The sequence below is a fragment of the Rhodococcus sp. NPDC003382 genome (genome assembly GCF_053589135.1).
Window position 1 is genome coordinate 62430 of sequence record NZ_JBSFRH010000005.1, and the last position, 15267, is coordinate 77696.

Here is a 15267-nt window from a genome sequence, read left to right on the forward strand (position 1 = left end):
CGATGTCGGCGCGTTCGCTGCACGAGTCCGCCACCGAACGGCTCCTGGCCTGGGACACCGATTCCGCCGACGCCGAATCGCTGCGGCACACGATGCTCGCGTTCCTCGGCTCGGCGCCGGACGGCTGCCTGCGCGCCCACGCGCCGGGACACATCACGGCGTCGTCGCTGGTGCTCGACGCGGAGCATCGCAACGTGCTGCTCACCCTGCATCCGAAGGTGGGCCGGTGGATCCAGCTCGGCGGGCACTGCGAGGAATCCGACGACACCGTCGTCGACGCGGCACTGCGCGAGGCGACCGAGGAATCGGGCATCGAGGGCCTCGTCATCGATCCGGACCTGCTGTCGGCGCACACCCACCCGATCACGTGCTCGCTCGGGATTCCCACCCGGCATCTCGACCTGCGGTTCCTGGTGACGGCACCGCCCGGCGCGGTGCCGACGCGCAGTGCCGAATCCACGGATCTGCGGTGGTGGCCCGTCGACGCGCTGCCCGACGACGCCGAGCGCGACACGATCGAGCACCTGGTCGCGCTGGCGGCGGCGCGCTCAGCCGAACGAGCCGTGCCGGCCGGAACCGGCGGCGAACCGGGCGGCGCCGGCCACGGCACCGTCGGCCAGTGAGGTCGTCCCCCGGCGGAATTCGTTGAGCATCGCCTGATCCTCGCTCAGGCCCGCCTGTTCGAGCACCGACAGCCGATCCTGCCGCAGGCACGTCTGCGGGAATCCGGCGATCTCGGTGGCCAGTTCGACGGCCGCGTCCAGCGCGGTCCCGGCCGGAACCGTGCGGTTGACCAGTCCCATGCTCAGCGCCTCGTCGGCGGCGACCGGGCGGCCGGTCAGGACGAGGTCCATCGCGCGGCTCTCCCCGATCAGCCGCGGCAGCCGGACGGTGCCGCCGTCGATGAGCGGCACACCCCATCGGCGGCAGAACACGCCGAGGACCGCGTCGTCGTCGGCGACGCGAAGGTCCGCCCACAGCGCCAGCTCCAGGCCGCCGGCGACGGCGTGCCCGGAGATCGCCGCGATCACCGGTTTGGACAGCCGCATCCGGCTCACGCCCATCGGTCCGTCCCCGTCGGGCGCGACGCGGTTGCCGTCGCCCGTGCTGATCGCCTTGAGATCCGCCCCGGCACAGAATGTTCCGCCCTCGCCGTGGAGGACGGCGACCGCCGCGTCGGGATCCGCGTCGAACGCCCGGAACGCCGCGGCGAGCGCGTCGGCGGTGGGTCTGTCCACGGCGTTGCGCACGTGCGGGCGGTTCAGTCCGATCGTGGTGACCGGGCCGACTTTTCGGACGACGACCGTGTCGGGAGTCATCCCCGGAGCCTACTCACGCGACCGGCGAGCCACCCCGGTTCGCGGTCTCGACGGGCGTGAGCGTCGGCCGTTTGGGGGTGATCCCGTCACCGGAGGAGGTGCCGCGGACGCGGCGCCCGACCCAGGGAACCAGGAAGTCCCGCATCCACCGCAGGTCCTCGCGTCGCTGGTCGGCGGGCGCGGGCTCCGGGATCCGTTCGAGGACGACCGGCTCGATGCCGTGCTCGACGCCGAGCGCGTCGAGCACCCGTGCGGCCATGTTGCGGTGGCCGAGCGGGGACATGTGCAGGCGGTCGAAATCCCACATGCGGTAGTCCCGGTACTCGCCGAAACGCCAGTAGTCGACGAGCGTCGTACCCCGCCGGTCCGCGATCTCACGGACGAGTTCGTTGTAGGTCGCGATCCGGCCGCGCAGGTGCCGGAACACCGGCGCCCATCCGACGTCGTAGGCGGTCCACATCACGACGGTCGCGCCGGTCGCGGCGAGGCGGCCGATCGCGTCGTCGTACTCGGCGGCCATCGCGTCCAGGTCCAGCTTCGGCCGCATGACATCGTTGCCGCCGGCATAGATGGTGACCAGGTCCGGGTTCAGGGCGACGGCCGCGTCGACCTGCTCGGCGAGGATCTGCCGCATGAGCCTGCCACGCACGGCGAGATTCGCGTACGCGAAATCCGTTCCGGCAGAGGCAAGTTCGTCGGCTACCCGATCGGCCCATCCGCGTACCCCGTTGGGACGCGACGGGTCCGGGTCACCCACTCCTTCGGTGAACGAATCCCCCAGGGCCACATAGCGTTCGAATTTCACAGGTCACCACCCACGCAGTCGGTCGAAGGTATCTCGTGCGGTCAGACGTCGGTACTGAACCGGATGCCGCCGTCGGGGATGGTCACGCCCGGCCACACCCGCGCGCCGCGAAGCAGTTCGCAGCGGGCGCCGATGTCCGCGCCGTCACCGATCACGCCGTCGCGGATCAGCGCACGCGGTCCGACCCGCACGCCGAATCCGATGATGGACCGCTCGATCACCGCGCCGGCCTCGACCTTCGCACCGTCGAAGATCACCGCACCGTCCAGTCGCGCCCCGGCGCCGATCTCGGCGCCGCGGCCGACGACGGTTCCGCCGATCAGCAGCGCACCGGGAGCGATCGACGCCCCCGGGTGCACGAGCGACTCGCCGCGCTGCCCCGGCAGGGCCGGCGACGGCGCGATGCCGCGGACCAGGTCCGCCGATCCGCGCACGAAGTCCTCCGGGGTCCCCATGTCACGCCAGTACGCGGCGTCGACGTGCCCGAACACGCGCTTGCCCTCGGTGAGCAGCGCCGGGAACACCTCGCGCTCCACCGAGACGGGACGACCCTCGGGGATGGACTCGATGATCTCCCGCTTGAACACGTAGCAGCCCGCGTTGATCTGATCGGTCGGCGGATCCTGCGTCTTCTCGAGGAACGCGGTGACCCGGCCGTCGGCGTCGGTCGGCACGCAACCGAACGCCCGGGGGTCCCCGACCCGCACCAGGTGCAGGGTCACGTCCGCGTCGGTCCGGGTGTGCGTGTCGAGGATCGCCCCGAGATCGGTGCCGCCGAGGACGTCACCGTTGAACACCATGACGTTGTCGGCGCGCAGCTTGGGCAGCACGTTGCGGATACCGCCGCCGGTGCCGAGCGGTTCGGTCTCGGTGACGTACTCGATCTCGAGACCGAGATCGGAGCCGTCGGCGAAGTGCTCCTCGAAGACCTCCGCCTTGAACGAGGTGCCGAGCACGACGTGCTTGATCCCGGCCTCCCGGATGCGGGCCAGCAGGTGGGTCAGGAACGGCACACCCGCGGTGGGCAGCATCGGCTTCGGCGCCGACAGCGTCAGTGGCCGCAGGCGGGTGCCCTGGCCGCCGACCAGGATGACCGCATCGGTGTGCGGTGCGGCGTCACTCGTCATCTCGTCTCCCCTGATCCACTCTGCCGGCCGTCCGTCACGGTGCCGGAATTCTCTCGATCGCGTTCGCGGACCGCTGCCGCGACCGCCACTCTGGAACGCACCGCGAGGCCGGCGCGCAGCGCCCATCGCAGCGGGGCCTGCCACAGGTGCGGGTGCCGGTCCGCCTGGAACCGGTAGGCACTGTCGTGGTGGGCGGGCAGCATCAGCTCGGGATGGCGTCCCGCGGCGTGCCCCTTGGCGTGGGTGACCTCGGCGTCCGGGATGTAGACGTTGAGCCAGCCGGCACGGCCGAGCCGGTCTCCGAGGTCGACGTCCTCCATGTACATGAAGTAGCGCGAATCGAAACCGTCGACCGCGTCGAACGCCGCGCGCCGCAGCAACAGGCACGATCCGGACAACCAGCCCACCGCCCGTTCGGCGACCGCCTCGTTGTCCTGGCGGTAGCGCAGGGTCCACGGGTTCGACGGCCACACCGTGCCGAGCAGGGCGTGCCCGGCGCCGGAGACCAGGGTGGGCACGCTGCGCGCCGACGGATAGATGCTGCCGTCCGGTTCGCGGATGAGCGGGCCCAGCGCACCGGCCCGCGGCCAGCGCTGCGCGGCCTCGAGCAGACGGTCCAGCGATCCCGGTCCCCACCGCACGTCCGGATTGGCGACGACGACGAACTCGGCCGACGGATCGACCTCGGCGACAGCGCGGTTCACGGCGCCGCCGTAGCCGATGTTCCCGCCGGTGTGCAGCAGCCGCACGTTCGGGTGCGCGGCCTCGGCGGCCTCCGGCGCCCCGTCGGTGGACCCGTTGTCCGCCATGATCACCTGGGTCGGCAGTTCCGTCGCACCCGTCAGCGTCGCCAGGAAATGCTCCAGGTGCTCGCCGGGCGAGTAGGTCACCGTCACCACGGCCAGCTTCGCACTCACGCGGGCAACCTTAGCGGCCGCGTCCGAGTGCTCCGAATCACGCAGTCCGTCCTCGGACACCGCCTCCGGCCGGTGCGTGTCCGGCCCGGCCTCCACGGCCTCGCGCGTCACCCACGGACCTCCGTCGTGCTCAGCGCGGCGTGCAGCGCCTCGCGCCACGGGCGCAACGGCGTCAGGCCCGCCGCGGCCCACGCACTGCCGTCGAGCACCGAATACGCCGGGCGCGGGGCGGGCCGGACGAACTCGGCACTGCTGCACGGCCGCACCCGCTCGGGGTCCGCGCCGATCTCCGCGAACACGGCCCGGGCCAGATCGAACCAGGTCGCCTCCCCCGCGTTGGTGGCGTGCAGCACCCCGCCGGGCACCGGATCCGGACCGCCCGCGCGAGCGGCCAGTTCGAGCAGCGCGTCCGCGAGGTCGCGGGCGAACGTCGGAGATCCGCGCTGGTCGTCGACCACCGAGACGGTGTCGCGTTCGTGTTCGAGGCGTCGCATCGTGGCGACGAAGTCCCCGTCGTCGCCGGTGTACACCCACGCGGTGCGCACGACGTGCGCGGACGGCAGCGCGGCGAGGACGCCACGTTCCCCGGCGAGCTTCGTCCGCCCGTACGCGGTGCGGGGGCCGGTCGGCGCGTCCACCCGGTACGGCTCGGTTGCGTCGCCCGCGAAGACGTAGTCGGTGGAGACGTGGACGAGGTGGGCGCCCGCACGGGCGCACGCGGCGGCGAGCACCGCCGGACCGTCACCGTTCACCGCCGCGGCCCGGTCCTCGTCCGTCTCGGCAGCGTCGACCGCGGTGTAGGCGGCGCAGTTGACGACCACGTCCCCGGGCCGGACGGCGTCGGCGACGCTGCGCGGATCCGTGATGTCGAGCTCGTCGGAACCGTATCCGCGGACCGCCGTACCCGCGGCCGTGCCGCGCGCGAGCAGCTGCCGGCCGAGCTGACCGCGGGCACCGGTGATCAGAACTGTGTTCACGGCCAAAGTCTGGCACGCCGGAGAGGCTCCCGACGATGCGCCGGTGCCCGCAGTAGCCTTGGTTCCGCGCCGCCCCCACCCCGGCGTACGCCATCCGAGCCACCCGACAGGAGGACCTGCACGTGCCGCCAGAGCCGCCCACCCGCAGCGATCGGGAGAGGCCGGCGCCACGCAGGACCAGGCAGCAGACCGCGCCCGTGCAGCGTGGCCCGAGCATCGCCGCGCGGGTGTTCGAAGGTCGTCCGCTGCGCATCGCGATGGCGATGCTGGCGGCGTTGACACTGGTGGTGACCGGTTTCGCATGGCGGAGCATCGACTCCCTGCGGGCCTCGCTCGCGACGATCGGCGGTCTCGGACTCGGCGGTGGCAAGGACGGCGCCCTCGACATCCTGCTGGTCGGCACCGACAGCCGCACCGACGCGCACGGCAACGCGCTGTCGCAGCGCGAACTCGACGCGCTGCGGGCCGGCGAGGAGGTCGCCAACAACACCGACACGATCATCCTGATCCGGGTGCCCAACGACGGCAGTTCCGCGACGGCCGTCTCCATCCCCCGCGATGCGTACGTCGAGGTGCCGGGGATCGGCATGTCGAAGATCAACGCGGCGTACGGGGCGACGAAGGAACTCGAGCGCATCCGGCTCGTCGAGGACGGCGAATCGGACGCGACCGCGGAGAAGGACTCCTCCCGGGCCGGTCGCGAGGCCCTGATCGACACGGTGGCGAACCTGACCGGCGTCACCGTCGACCACTACGCGGAGGTCGGCCTGCTCGGATTCGTGCTGCTCACCGACGCGGTGGGCGGCGTGGACGTCTGCCTCAACAATGCGGTCGACGAGCCGCTGTCGGGCGCACGGTTCGCCGCCGGCAAGCAGACCCTGCAGGGAGCCGACGCGCTGAGCTTCGTGCGGCAACGCCACGATCTGCCGCGCGGCGACCTCGACCGCATCGTGCGACAGCAGGTGTTCATGGCGTCGCTGGTGCAGAAGGTGCTCAGCGCGAAGACGCTGAGCAATCCGTCGAAGCTGAGCCAGCTCACCGCGGCGGTGCAGCGGTCGGTGGTGCTCGACGACGACTGGGACATCCTCGATCTGGCGACACAGATGCAGGACCTGTCGGGCGGAGCGGTGCAGTTCTCCACCATTCCCGTCGAGGACATCAACGCCATGACCGACTACGGCGAGTCGGTCGTGCAGGTCGATCCGGCCGCGGTGAGGGCGTTCGTGGCGTCCCTCAGCGGTGTCGAGACCGCAGAGGCCACCGAGGTCGCCGCGACCACCGCGGTCGCACCCGACATCGACCGCTCCTCGGTGACGGTCGACGTCGCGAACGCCGGGGACGTCGCCGGTCTCGCCTCCACCGTGTCGGCCGCCCTGACCGCGGAGGGTTTCACCGAGGGTGAGGTCGGCAACTACGGGGTCGTCGGGAGCGGCGATCCGGTGGACACGTCGACGGTGTTCGCGGCCGACCCCGATTCCGACGAGGCGAAGGCCGTGGCCGCCGTGCTCGGTGGTCTCGACGTCGCCGCCGACCGGTCGCTGCCGAAGGGGCAGGTCACGGTCGTGCTGGCAGCCGGCTACGACGGCCCCGGTTCCGGTGCGTCCCGGTCGACCACCAGCACGGCCGCGTCGGAGCTGACGCCGGCCGGCGGCACCGCCACACCCGCCCCGCCCGCCGACCCGATCGACGCCGGCAACGGAACCCGCTGCGTCAACTGACCACCCGACGAAAGAGATTTCCGTGACCACCCTGACCGACGCCCTGCTCGACCCGATCCTGGCCGCCGACCCGGCAGGTCCGCGCATCACCTGGTACGACGATGCGACCGGCGCCCGCATCGAGTTGTCGGCGGTCACGCTCGCGAACTGGGCGGCGAAGACCGCCAACATGATTCGCGACGAATTCGGGCTGCTGCCCGGCGGCCGGGTCGTGGTGCTGCTGCCCGCGCACTGGCAGACGGCAGCGGTGCTCCTCGGTGCGTGGTGGGCGGGCGCCGACGTCGTGTTGGACGCCGATCCCGATGCCGAACTGGCGCTGGTCACCGCGGACCGGCTCGACGACGTCGCCGATGTCGCCGAGGTCGCGGCGCTGTCCCTCGACGCGTTCGGGATGCCGGTGCCGAACCTGCCGGTCGGGGTGACCGACTACGCCACGCACGTGCGCATGCACGGCGATCAATTCCGGTCGTCCGGCGACGCCGGGGCCGCGCTCGACGGACGGTCGTCTGCCGAAATTCTTTCCGCTGCACGCGAATCCGCATCGTCGTCCGGGATCGGCAGCGGCGACCGGGTGCTGTCGGGTCGCGAATGGTCCACCGCCGACGACCTGATCTCGGGGCTGCTCGCGGTCCTCGCGGCCGGCGCGTCGCTGGTGCAGGTGAGCAACCCCGACGCCGACGCCACTGAACGGCGGGTCGCAACGGAGAAGATCACCGTCCGGCTCGACTGAACGGTCGCCCCACCCGCGCGCTCCCTCTCCCCCGGGTTTCCGAGCGAATGTATCGCTCGTCTCCTTCGATCGAGTGAATGTACCGCTCGCTCAGGGCGTTCAGGGTCGCTCGGGGCGCTCAGGGAAGGTAGCCGCCGTCGGCGAGGCCGGCTTCGACCTCGAATCGGTTGCGCGGACCCGGGTTCCGCATCTCCTCGACGAGATATCGCACCGCGAATCCCACCCCGAACCGTGCCCACTGGTCGGCATGGACCGCCTCGTGGCGCAGCAACCGGTCCGACGGCCACCGGCTCGTGAGGAAGACTCCACCGATCGTGGTACCGCCGCGGGCGAATCCGAACCGCAGACCTGTGCACACGTAGAGACCGGACCGCTCGTCGAATCCGATCGTCGCGCCGCACAACCGCGCCCAGCACAGCGCCAGCACCGTCACGATCCGCGCGGACGGCACGCCCCGCGACGCCCGCGTCATCCTGCCCGTTCCTGCCACGCCGGGAGCGTAACCGGTCAGGACCCGTCACCTCGCGCCCGGACGATCGCGGTCGCGGTGAGTGCGACGGTCCGGTCCTCGTCCCGCGCGAGCCGGTCGAGAACGTCGCGGGCTGCGCGGCCGGGGATCTCGGCGAGCGCCTGCGCCAGACGCAGCCGAGCGGCACCGTCGGCGGCGTCACCCAATCGGTGTTCGAGCGCGGACACGACGTCCTCGGCCGCGATCGGACCGCCGGCCAGTGTCCCGAGTGTCTCGGCGGCTTCGACGTCGCGCCGGCCCTCGACGACGAGATCGACGAGCCCCGGGAGCGCGTCGGCGCTGCCGCGGGACCCCAGCGCCAGGGCGGCGCGACCGCGGATCGTGGTGTCGGGATCGTCGAGTGCGCGACGCAGCAGCCTCGCCGCGTCCGCGTCCGGCACCGCGGCGATCGCCGTGATCGCGCGCCGTCGCACCTCGACGTCCGGCAAATCCAGGCCGGCTTCCAGTTCGGGCAGGCCGTGCCCGTCGGCGCGGACGAGCGCCCACTGCAGCGCCCCGGCGACGTTCGGATCGTCCTCGGCGAGCAGGGCTTCGACCAGCGCGGCAACAGGTACCGGTGCCGACTCGTCCTGTGTCAGGACGGCTCGCTGCCGGTGACCTCCCGAGTCCGATTCGAGCGCGTGCAGCAACGACACGACCTGCAGCACGTCGCTCCAGTCCGCGGGAGCGGAGGCGTCGACCCGCAGCAACCGGGCGAGCAGTTCCTCTTCGGCGCGGATCCGGGCGCGGGTGTGCCCGATGAGGTCCGCGACCAGGGTGGCCGGTGCGAAGCCCGGCTCGTCGAGTGCCCGCTTGGCGTCGGTGAGCGACAACCCGAGGGTGCGCAGGCATTCGACGTGGAACAGCCGCCGGATGTCGTCCGCGGAGTACTCGCGGTACCCACCGGTCGTGCGACCGGTGGGTACCACCAGCCCGAGCGTGTCGTAGTGACGCAGCATGCGGACGCTGACACCGGAGCGTCGTGAGACTTCCCCGATCAGCACTGCGCGACCTCCCCCGTCACGACTTCGGCCATCAGGATCCCTCCGGTCCGGTCACCGCCACCCGCTTCGCCGTTTCCGGATCAACGGTCACCCGCTTCGCGGCTTCCGGATCAACGGTCACCCGCTTCGCGGCTTCCGGATCAACGGTCACCCGCTTCGCGGCTTCCACGGACAACGCGAATGCACTGTCGGGGTCACGATAGAGCGCTTCGGTGGCGGCGGCATGCGCGCGGATCTTCGCATCCGGACTTGCCTTCGCCGCGTCCAGCACCGGGAGCATCGGCTCGCCCAGCCCGACCAGTGCCCGGGACAGGCTGCGCTGCAGCTCCCGGTCACCCCGCCCGAGCGCGGCCCCGAGGTCGGCGGCAAGCTCGCCCTCGACGCCGGCCGGTACGAGCGCCAGGGCCGCACGCCACGCGCTGCGTGCGACGTCGTCGTCCCGGTCGTGCAGCCGCGCCGACACATCGGGCCAGGCCCGCCCGTCCCCGATCTTCGACAGCGTGTGCAAGGCCTGACTGCAGGCCTGCGCATTCCCGGATCGCACCTCGTCGAGCAGCCTCGGCACGGTGACGTCGGCGGGCATCCGGCACAGTGCCCAGGTGAGCATGTCGCGGACGTAGAAGTCCGGTTCCACGGCACACCGGCCCACCAGGATCTCCACCAGGTGCGGCTCGGGATCGGTCCCGGCGCGCAGCGCCGCCCTCAGCCGCGTCGACGGGGCCGCATCGGACAGTGCCTCCACCAGCTGCGCCTCCACCTGCGCGGAATCGGTTCGGCCGTAACGGGTTGTGTTCACGACAACCACCTCCTTCCGCGACCAGTGGAAGCCCTGACACCGTGTGAGGGTCAAGTGGTGTGAGGGTCAAGCACCGAGCGCAGCGACCGGTGGGACGCGGCTCGCGCGCAGTGCCGGAATGAGCGACGCGATCACCCCGGCAAGACCACCGGCGACGACGATCCCGGCGAGTTGCAGCCACGGCACACCGCCGAAGCCGATCTTGCCGGGTCCGATGACCGATGCCGTGCCCGCCGTGCCGAGAAGCAGCCCGAGCGTCACGCCGAGCGCGGACGCGACCGCCGCGACGAGCAGCGCTTCGCGCATCAGCAGGCTCCGCACCCCGGACCGGGACAACCCGATCGCCCGGAGCATCGCGGTTTCGCGTCGGCGTTCGAGCACCGACAGCGCCATGGTGTTGCCGACCCCGATCAGCGCGATCACCACCGCGACGGACAGCAGGCCGCCGACGATCAGCAGCATCGTGTCGAGCACCTTCTCGATCATGCGGCGCATGGCCACCACACCGGCGACCTCACCGCCGGGGACGACCGTCGCCGCGACGCGGGTCACCTCGTCGGTGACGGCGACGAGTGCGTCGTCGGTCATGCCGTCGTCGAAGCGCAGCCACACGGAGTCGGCCGGTACCGGGCCGGCGACCTCCCGCAGGTCGGCGAGGTCGATCAGGGAGGGTTCGCCGGCGGACGTCGCCGTGACCGACAACTCGCGGGCTCCGCTCGGGCCGGTGACGGTGACGGTGCTGCCGTCGGCGGCAGCGAGGCTGTCGGCGAGCGACTGCTCGAGCACGATCGTGCCCGGCTCCGGCAGGCGGACGTCGGCACGGACCGTCGTTGCGGCAGTGGTCGTGTCGACACCCGTCACGGCAACCTCGGTTCCGGCGACGGTAATCTTCGCGGCGGCGGTCTCGGTGGCGGCACGCACCCCCTCGACGCCGGTGAACAGCTCTGCCGCACCGGAGGGAACCCCGTCCGACGGTGCCTCGACGATGGCGTCGACCGGGAAGTTGTCGTCGACGATTCCGGGTGCCCCGGCCTTGAGCGTGCCGGTGCCGACCACGATCGTCGACGTCAGGGTGATGCCGATGAGCAGTGCGGTCGCGGTGGCCGCGGTGCGTCGCGGGTTGCGGACGGCGTTGCCCGCGGCGAGGGCGGCGACGGGACCGCCGAACCGGCCCGTGGCCCGCCCGACCGCGCCGACCGCGACAGGAACGAGTCGCCGAGACGCGAGGACCACCCCGACGAACACCAGCACCCCGCCGGGACAGGCGATCATCACGTTCGCGCCGGCGACGCCGACGACGAGCAGCGCCGCACCCGAGACGAGGGCGAGCGCCGCGCAGACACGGCGCATCCGCGAGTCCGCCACGGGTTCGGGTTGCGTCTCGATCGGGTGCAACGCGGCCAGCGCCGGGATCCGCGTGGCCCGGCGGGCCGGGCCGCTCGCCGCGACCACCGTGACGACGGTGCCGAGCACGATGCCGGCCACGACGGTGATCGGGCCGATCGCGATCGAGGTCAGCGGGATCGGCACGTCCGCGGCCCGTGCCAGCGCGACCACCAGCGCCGCGAGACCGCATCCGGCGAGCACACCCAACGTGGCGGAGACGAGACCCACGACGAGGGCTTCGCCGCGCACACTGCGCCGCACCTGTTTCGCCGACACTCCCACGCATCGCATGAGTGCGAGTTCGCGGGTGCGGGCTGCGAGCAGGACCGCGAAGGTGTTGGCGATGACGAGACCGGCGACGACGACCGCGATCGCGACGAAACACAGCAGCACGTCGCGCAGCACCGAGATGTTGCCGACGTTTGCTCCGGCGACCTCGGTGGCACGGTCGGCGCCGGAGACGACATGCACACCGGGCAGGGCCGCGGCCAGCGCGTCGACGAGGCCGTCCCCGTCGCCGGCGACCCGCAGTTCCACCTCCGCGTCGGCGCCCGCCCAGGAGCGCACCTGCGCGGTCTCGCCGAACACGAGCCCGGAGTCCATGGCCTGCGGTGTGCCGTCGAGGTCGACGGTGCCGACGACCGTGACGAGGTCGGGCGCAGCGTCGGAGGCGGCAGCGTCGGAGGCGATGACGGTGAGCGCTTCGCCCAGCGCGTATCGCGATCCCGAACCGACGACCACCTCGCCGGGACCGCCGGGCCAGCGACCGTCGGCGAGCCGCTGCCAGCGCAACGAATCGTCCGGGGCCAGGCTGGTCACCCTGGCCGATTCGGGAATTCCCTCGGCCCCCACGATCCGGACGTATCCCGTCACGTCCAGCACCGCCGCGCGCACACCGGGTACCGCGGCGGCGGCCGCCGCCGTGTGCTCCGGAGCGACGTCCGGCTCGGAACCTCGCGCATGGTCGAGGACCGCTGCGGCTGCAACCCCTTCGTATTGGGCGGCAGTCGCTTTCGTGATCGAGGTGTTCACGGTGTCGCCGAGCACGAGGGTGCCGACGGCGAACGCGACGGACACGATCACGGCGAGGGCGGACGCGATGTAGCGGCCGCGGTGGGCGCGAGCCTGGGCCAGAACGAGATGCATCATCGCGCCACCACACCGACCGCGCCGAGGCCACGCATCGCGTCGAGCACGGAATCCGCTGTGGGATCCGCTATTTCACCGGCGAGTCGTCCGTCGGCGAGGAGCACCACCCGGTCCGAGTACGACGCAGCGACCGGATCGTGGGTGACCATGACGACGGTCTGGCCGGTCTCGCGCACGCTCGACCGCAGCAGCGCGAGCACCTCGGCGCCGGCCTGCGAATCCAGGTTCCCGGTCGGTTCGTCCGCGAAGATCACGTCGGGCTGCGGCAGCAGGGCTCGCGCGACGGCGACGCGCTGCTGCTGTCCCCCGGACATCTCGTGGGGCAGGTGATCGAGACGGTCCGTCAGGCCGAGGCGTCCGACGACCTCGTCGAACCACTGTGGTGCGGGCCGGGTTCCGGCCAGGCGCATCGGCAGCAGGATGTTGTCGCGGGCGGTGAGCACGGGCAGCAGGTTGAACGCCTGGAACACGAAACCGATACGGTCGCGGCGCAATCCGGTGAGCACCGCGTCCGATGCCGTGCTGATCTCGACCGCCGCGCTGTTCTCGGCTGCCGCGCCGCTCCCGGCTCCGCCGTGCAACACCACCCGACCGCCGTCGACGCCGTCGAGTCCTGCCAGCACATGCATGAGCGTGGACTTGCCGGACCCCGACGGGCCCATGATCGCGGTGAACCGGCCGCGCTCGAACTCGACCGAAACACCGTCCAGGGCACGGACTTCGGCGTCGCCGTGACCGTAGACACGGACCACGTCGTGCGCCGAGCAGGCGGGCGCGAAAGCTCTGATGGAAGTCATGCTCCGACAGTAGGAATCACCGCGATCCCGACGCATCGGCGCGACACCCGATCCTGCGGCGCCGAGCGTCATACCGGGGTATGACGCGCCGCTGCCACCGGCGATACCGGGGTCCTACTGCGCGGTGTGCAGCAGCTCGTCCGGACGCACCAGCCCCGCGCGGAAGGCGAACAGCACGGCCTGCACCCGGTCACGCGAACCGGTCTTGGCGAGCACCCGGCCGACATGGGTCTTGACGGTCGCCGCGGACAACACGAACCGTTCCGCGATCTCGCCGTTGCTCAAACCGTGGGCCATCGCGGTGAGCACCTCGACCTCGCGCGGGGTGAGATCGTCCGGAAGGTCCACGTACGTGTCCTTCGTCGCGGCGGTCTGTTCGAGCATGGGCGACACGTGCCGGAGCAGACGCCGGGTCGCGCGCGGGGCCATGACCGCGTCACCGCGATGCACGGTGCGCACCGCGTCGAGCAGATCCTCCGGCGGCGCGTCCTTGAGCAGGAATCCGCTCGCACCGGCCGCGATGGCCTGAACGACGTAGTCGTCGTTGTCGAAGGTGGTGAGCACCACCACCTTCGGTGCCTCGGGGTCGGCGAGCAGGGTGCGGGTCGCCGAGATCCCGTCGACCCGCGGCATCTGCACATCCATGAGCACGACGTCCGCGCGGACGCGCCCGAGTTCGATCAGCGCGGCCGCGCCGTCGGACGCTTCGGCGACGACGACGATGTCCGGCTGGGATTCGAGCACCATGCGCAGGCCGGCGCGAACGAGCTGCTGGTCGTCGACGAGTGCGACGCGGATGGGTGCGGTGGGTTCGGTCGGTGCGGCGGGTTCGGTCATCGCTGCCACCCTATGCGGGGAGCTCGGCGCGCACACGATAGCCACCCCCGTCGCGTGGTCCCGCGACGGCACGTCCACCGTGTAGGCGGGCGCGTTCCTCGACCCCGGTCAGACCCTGCCCACCGGGCGGCGACTGCACGAGGGCGGCGGCACCACGCCCGTCGTCGACGACCTCCACGACCAGCACGTCCGGCCGCCAGTCCAGCCTGACGTCGGCGTGCGCGTGGGGCCCTGCATGCTTGAGCACGTTCGTCAGCGACTCCTGCACGATCCGGTAGACCGACAACTGCGTTCCGACCGGAAGGTCGCGGGCCTGCCCGGCGACGGTGTACGTCACGTCCAGGCCGCTACCGCGCATCTGACCGACGAGCGCGTCGAGGTCGTCGAGACCGGGGGTCGCGGTGAACTCGCGGGGCGTGTCCTCGCGCAGCACCGACAGCAGCGACCGCATGTCGGACAGGGCGCGGCGCCCGGTTTCGGCGATCGTGGTGAGCGCACCGGCCGCCGCCTCGGGATCGGCTGCGGCCGCGTACCGGCCGCCGTCGGCCTGCGCGATCATCGCGGTGAGCGAGTGCGCGACGATGTCGTGCATCTCCCGCGCGATGCGGGTGCGTTCCTGCGTGGCCGCCAGTTCCGCCTCCTTGAGCCGGTCGAGTTCGAGCAGACGGTTGCGTTCGGTCAGCGACTCCATCTCGCGCAGCCGCAGTCCCCGCATCCGGCCGAACGCCCAGATGCCGGCGAGGAGCACCGCGACGAACACCGCCGCCGCGACCGTCTCGAAGAGGGTGCGGCCCTCGTACTGCCCCATGTACTTCACCCCGGCCGCCGCACCGCCGATCGCCGCCGCGGCGAGCGCACCGTTCGCGGCCCAGCGCGGCGCGTAGGCGGCGAGCGCGTACACCGAGGCCGGCACAGCGATCGGGACGATCACGGACATCTGCGGCAGCACCAGCAGGTGCGCGTACGCCGCCGCCGCGACCAGCCCCCCGGACAACACCGGTCGGGTGCGCCGCCACGCCAGCGGACCGGTCAGCGCGAGCGCCACCAGCACCCCGCGCGCACCCTCGTGCCCGGTCACCGCTCCGGCGACGCCGGCCATCGCCAGCAGGACGGCGACGACCCCGTCGATCGTCGCGACGTGGGCACGGCTCCACCGGCTCCATCGCTCGATCAACGGGGTCGTCTGCACGGAACCGC

The 15267-nt window shown here is 71.9% G+C and carries 15 protein-coding genes; 3 read left to right on the forward strand and 12 right to left on the reverse strand.

Translation table 11 applies throughout. The features are described 5' to 3' along the window. Positions 1-2 precede the first annotated feature (2 nt). The gene (locus ACWDUD_RS05525; protein ID WP_450108609.1) at positions 3-623 is read left to right on the forward strand and encodes an NUDIX hydrolase; all 621 of its coding nucleotides are present in this window, start codon (positions 3-5) and stop codon (positions 621-623) included. On the opposite strand, the gene ACWDUD_RS05530 is transcribed toward ACWDUD_RS05525, so the two are convergent. The 5 genes from ACWDUD_RS05530 to rfbD form a co-directional block, all read right to left on the reverse strand. Beyond that, on the reverse strand, positions 549-1319 hold the full coding sequence (locus ACWDUD_RS05530; protein WP_450108610.1) for a crotonase/enoyl-CoA hydratase family protein: 771 nt from the start codon (positions 1317-1319) through the stop codon (positions 549-551). The genes ACWDUD_RS05525 and ACWDUD_RS05530 overlap by 75 nt on opposite strands. A gap of 13 nt (positions 1320-1332) precedes the next feature. Next, a complete protein-coding gene (locus ACWDUD_RS05535; RefSeq protein WP_450108611.1) occupies positions 1333-2124 on the reverse strand; it encodes an SGNH/GDSL hydrolase family protein in 792 nt (263 codons plus the stop codon). A 41-nt stretch (positions 2125-2165) separates the two neighbouring features. Further along, entirely contained in the window at positions 2166-3251 is a 1086-nt protein-coding gene (locus ACWDUD_RS05540; protein WP_450108612.1) for a sugar phosphate nucleotidyltransferase, read from the reverse strand. Continuing rightward, on the reverse strand, positions 3248-4168 hold the full coding sequence (locus tag ACWDUD_RS05545) for a glycosyltransferase family 2 protein (protein WP_450108613.1): 921 nt from the start codon (positions 4166-4168) through the stop codon (positions 3248-3250). The genes ACWDUD_RS05540 and ACWDUD_RS05545 overlap by 4 nt, the downstream gene beginning before the upstream one ends. 107 nt (positions 4169-4275) lie before the next feature. Further along, a complete protein-coding gene (gene rfbD, locus ACWDUD_RS05550) occupies positions 4276-5145 on the reverse strand; it encodes a dTDP-4-dehydrorhamnose reductase (RefSeq protein ID WP_450108614.1) in 870 nt (289 codons plus the stop codon). A gap of 257 nt (positions 5146-5402) precedes the next feature. Here rfbD and ACWDUD_RS05555 point away from each other — a divergent pair, with 257 nt between their 5' ends. Together ACWDUD_RS05555 and ACWDUD_RS05560 are read left to right on the forward strand one after the other, a co-directional pair. Then, a complete protein-coding gene (locus tag ACWDUD_RS05555) occupies positions 5403-6863 on the forward strand; it encodes an LCP family protein (protein WP_450108689.1) in 1461 nt (486 codons plus the stop codon). A 22-nt stretch (positions 6864-6885) separates the two neighbouring features. Continuing rightward, positions 6886-7593 (forward strand): TIGR03089 family protein, encoded by a 708-nt coding sequence (locus tag ACWDUD_RS05560; RefSeq protein ID WP_450108615.1) that lies wholly within the window; start codon positions 6886-6888, stop codon positions 7591-7593. A 118-nt stretch (positions 7594-7711) separates the two neighbouring features. On the opposite strand, the gene ACWDUD_RS05565 is transcribed toward ACWDUD_RS05560, so the two are convergent. The 7 genes from ACWDUD_RS05565 to ACWDUD_RS05595 form a co-directional block, all read right to left on the reverse strand. Then, positions 7712-8065 carry a hypothetical protein gene (locus ACWDUD_RS05565; RefSeq protein WP_450108690.1) on the reverse strand — a complete coding sequence of 118 codons (354 nt, stop codon included), beginning with the start codon at positions 8063-8065 and terminating at the stop codon, positions 7712-7714. A gap of 35 nt (positions 8066-8100) precedes the next feature. Then, complete coding sequence (locus ACWDUD_RS05570; RefSeq protein WP_450108616.1) at positions 8101-9105, reverse strand: HEAT repeat domain-containing protein; 1005 nt, start codon at positions 9103-9105, stop codon at positions 8101-8103. Between the two features lie 31 nt (positions 9106-9136). Further along, complete coding sequence (locus tag ACWDUD_RS05575) at positions 9137-9910, reverse strand: HEAT repeat domain-containing protein (protein ID WP_450108691.1); 774 nt, start codon at positions 9908-9910, stop codon at positions 9137-9139. 57 nt (positions 9911-9967) lie between these two features. Beyond that, a complete protein-coding gene (locus ACWDUD_RS05580) occupies positions 9968-12436 on the reverse strand; it encodes an FtsX-like permease family protein (RefSeq protein WP_450108617.1) in 2469 nt (822 codons plus the stop codon). Continuing rightward, complete coding sequence (locus tag ACWDUD_RS05585; protein WP_248673256.1) at positions 12433-13233, reverse strand: ABC transporter ATP-binding protein; 801 nt, start codon at positions 13231-13233, stop codon at positions 12433-12435. The genes ACWDUD_RS05580 and ACWDUD_RS05585 overlap by 4 nt, the downstream gene beginning before the upstream one ends. Before the next feature lie 114 nt (positions 13234-13347). Continuing rightward, positions 13348-14070: a response regulator transcription factor gene (locus ACWDUD_RS05590; protein ID WP_197253075.1), complete on the reverse strand. Its 723-nt coding sequence runs from the start codon at positions 14068-14070 to the stop codon at positions 13348-13350. 10 nt (positions 14071-14080) lie between these two features. Then, complete coding sequence (locus ACWDUD_RS05595) at positions 14081-15259, reverse strand: sensor histidine kinase (RefSeq protein ID WP_197253074.1); 1179 nt, start codon at positions 15257-15259, stop codon at positions 14081-14083. Positions 15260-15267: the final 8 nt, after the last annotated feature.

Excerpts from the sequence above, each read along its gene's own strand:
- ACWDUD_RS05555 (WP_450108689.1), top strand. The coding sequence starts at position 5,403 with ATGGCGATGCTGGCGGCGTTGACACTGGTGGTGACCGGTTTCGCATGG.
- ACWDUD_RS05565 (WP_450108690.1), bottom strand. The coding sequence starts at position 8,065 with ATGACGCGGGCGTCGCGGGGCGTGCCGTCCGCGCGGATCGTGACGGTG.
- ACWDUD_RS05525 (WP_450108609.1), top strand. The coding sequence starts at position 3 with ATGTCGGCGCGTTCGCTGCACGAGTCCGCCACCGAACGGCTCCTGGCC.
- ACWDUD_RS05580 (WP_450108617.1), bottom strand. The coding sequence starts at position 12,436 with ATGATGCATCTCGTTCTGGCCCAGGCTCGCGCCCACCGCGGCCGCTAC.
- ACWDUD_RS05530 (WP_450108610.1), bottom strand. The coding sequence starts at position 1,319 with ATGACTCCCGACACGGTCGTCGTCCGAAAAGTCGGCCCGGTCACCACG.
- ACWDUD_RS05540 (WP_450108612.1), bottom strand. The coding sequence starts at position 3,251 with ATGACGAGTGACGCCGCACCGCACACCGATGCGGTCATCCTGGTCGGC.
- ACWDUD_RS05585 (WP_248673256.1), bottom strand. The coding sequence starts at position 13,233 with ATGACTTCCATCAGAGCTTTCGCGCCCGCCTGCTCGGCGCACGACGTG.
- ACWDUD_RS05590 (WP_197253075.1), bottom strand. The coding sequence starts at position 14,070 with ATGACCGAACCCGCCGCACCGACCGAACCCACCGCACCCATCCGCGTC.